This window comes from Gabonia massiliensis, from assembly GCF_001403595.1.
In the GTDB taxonomy this organism is placed as follows: domain Bacteria; phylum Bacteroidota; class Bacteroidia; order Bacteroidales; family Coprobacteraceae; genus Coprobacter; species Coprobacter secundus.
The window spans coordinates 1-2,975 of the sequence record NZ_LN877929.1 but is presented as its reverse complement, the minus strand read 5'-3'; the positions used below and the strand labels follow the sequence as shown (position 1 = coordinate 2,975).

Annotated in this window: 2 protein-coding genes; both read right to left on the bottom strand. The window is 34.5% G+C overall.

What is annotated here, in order from left to right; genetic code table 11:
• Nucleotides 1-21: 21 nt before the first annotated feature.
• A complete protein-coding gene (locus BN2628_RS00115; protein ID WP_021931251.1) occupies nucleotides 22-291 on the bottom strand; it encodes a co-chaperone GroES in 270 nt (89 codons plus the stop codon).
• A gap of 274 nt (nucleotides 292-565) precedes the next feature.
• A complete protein-coding gene (locus BN2628_RS00110; RefSeq protein WP_055095514.1) occupies nucleotides 566-2,710 on the bottom strand; it encodes a glycoside hydrolase family 97 protein in 2,145 nt (714 codons plus the stop codon).
• Nucleotides 2,711-2,975: the final 265 nt, after the last annotated feature.

The following is a 2,975-nucleotide window of genomic DNA, read 5'->3' as shown; positions in this document are numbered from 1 at the left end:
ACTTTGTTTAAACAGTTCGAATTAGATAATAGCTAAAATGTCAGATTGACGCATAATGAGGAATTTGTCTCCATCCAGTTCAATTTCCGTACCGGCATATTTACCATATAGTACATTATCTCCTGTCTTTACGACCATTTCTTCATCTTTTGTTCCGTTACCTACGGCAATTACTTCACCTTTTAAAGGTTTTTCTTTTGCAGAATCAGGAATTATAATTCCTCCAACTGTTTTTTCTTCTGCAGGTGCCGGTTTGATCAACACTCTGTCTGCTAAAGGTCTAATGTTCATTGTTATTATATTTTTAGTTATTAATATTAAACAGATTCTGATTTTATGAGAATCACTCAGTAATTAACTAAATTCATGCCAAAAAAAATTTTAATATAAAATCTGACAAAAAGACAGCTATTATGACGAAATCCAAAATTGAACTGACAGCTTTTCTTTCCATTCTTTCATAAAACATTTATTGAACAGAAAAGTTCAGTACACATTTGAAACAAAAAGCTCCAAAGAAATTCTTTGGAGCTTTTTGTTTCAAATGTGGCTTGCGTGGAATAAATTATAGTTTTTTCAATCCTTTTAGAGACAAATTATCCGGTGCTTCAATAATACTGATTGCGTACCCTCCTCCAGGAGCCGACTTTAAATTTAACTGCGTTTTATCAGTTACTATACCCTTTGTGATAGTATATGCTTGTGGATTCGTTTCGTAATGAGCATCTGCAGCATCACTGTATATTGTTGCAATATATGTTTTCCCAGGAGTAAGAAAATCTAAAGATATACGACTGGTATGTCCATTCTCATCGCTTGTATTACCAATGAACCAATTATCTGTATTCTTAGCTTGACGAGCTACAGTAATATAATCGCCAGGTTCTGCTTCAAGGTATAGGCTTTTCTCCCAATCGACAGCTACATCTTTTATAAATTGAAACGCATCTAAATGCCTTTCGTAGTTTTCCGGCAAGTCAGCTGCCATCTGAAGAGGACTATACATGGTAACGAATAAAGCTAATTGTCTTGCCAATGTACTTCTCACCCAAGAATCATTATCAGGATTTACATTTTTTATCTGAGTTTCGAAAATTCCCGGTGTGTAGTCCATAGGACCACCTATTAACCGAGTAAATGGTAAAACGGTCGTATGAAAAGGCTTGCTGCCACCAAAAGCTTCATATTCAGTTCCCCTTGCTGATTCGTTTCCTATAAGGTTGGGATATGTGCGACTTAGTCCTGTCGGTCTGACTGCTTCATGAGCATTAACCATGATTTTGTATTTGGCTGCTTCAGTTATAGCATATAAATAATGATTATTCATCCATTGTCCGTAATGGTGTTCTCCACGAGGAATAATATTGCCTACATATCCACTCTTCACAGCGTTATATCCATTGTCTACCATAAACTGGTATGCCTTATTCATATGCCTTTCATAATTTCGAACCGAAGCTGAAGTTTCGTGATGCATCATCAATTTGACTCCTTTGTTTTGTGCATATTCTTGAAGCTCTTGAACATTGAAGTCAGGATATGGCGTAACAAAATCAAATACGTAATCTTTTGTTTTTCCGAACCAATCTTCCCAGCCTTCATTCCAACCTTCTACCAGAACCTGGTCAAAACCATGTTCGGCTGCAAAGTCTATATATCGTTTTACATTTTCATTATTTGCTGAGTGCTTACCATTAGGTTGAGTTTTGGAATAGTCGGTTTCTCCCAATCTTACGGAATATAAATCATTTGTATATGCCCAAGAACCTTTACCTGTAATCATATCCCACCACACACCTATATATTTTACAGGTTTTATCCAACTGGTATCTTCATATTTACACGGTTCGTTCAAATTCAATGTAATTCGTGAGGCCAAAATATCTCGAGCATCGTCGCTCACGATGACTGTACGCCAAGGTGTTTGACAAGGAGTCTGCATATACCCTTTATTACCCAAAGCATCGGGAGTCAGCCAGCTTTCAAATATGAAATTTTTATCATCCAAGTTCAAATGCATACAGGAATAATCTATTAATGCAGCTTCATGCAGGTTAATATACAGACCTTCATCGGTTTTCATCATCAAAGCTGTCTGGACTCCTGTAGGAGAAAATGGTGTTTGAGACGAATTTGGAGTAATAGCACTTTTCATTAGACCTCTGATTTCACTCAATTTAGATTCTGTATAATCATATTCTTGGGTATCATAATCTCCAGGAATCCAAAATGCCGTATGGTCACCGGCCATGGCAAACTGACTATGTTCTTCCTTAATGGTAAAATAGTTTAGATTTTTTTGTTGAGGAAATTCATATCTAAACCCTAAACCATCATCGAAAAGCCTGAAACGAAGAATGATTTTACGGTCTGTATCTGTTTGATCCAATGTAACTACCAGTTCATTATAGTGATTGCGAATGTTTTTTTCTTCGCCCCATACCGGTTGCCAAGTTTCGTCGAAACTGGAAATTGTTGAGTCTACTAACTCAAAACCGTTCATTAATGAAGGTGCATCTTTCAATTCCAACCCTAAACTACTTTCTTTAATTACAGAATGACCCTTATAGCTTAATTCATAAACTGGTTTACCAGATTTAATCTGAAATATAAGTTCCAAATTATTATCTGGGGAATGAAGAGTAATAGCATAGGAATAAATTGATGACAACATATAAAACAGGAAAAATAAAACAGTGATTTTTTTCATATATATAATTTTTTCATTGCTATGCAAAGATACTACAGCAATCAAAGAGAAATAGCCAATAAATAAAAAAGATATCTATCGTGATTTATATAAAAAAGAACAAATATCTATTTATAATATATAATAGAGAAGCTGTTATTTAATCAATGTCATAGATTGATATAATTTTTATAAAATGACTTTTTTTTCTTAACTAAAAAACATCTTTATTTCAATAAAAAAAGCACTTTATTTACCGAAAAAACGTACCTTTGGACAAAATTTC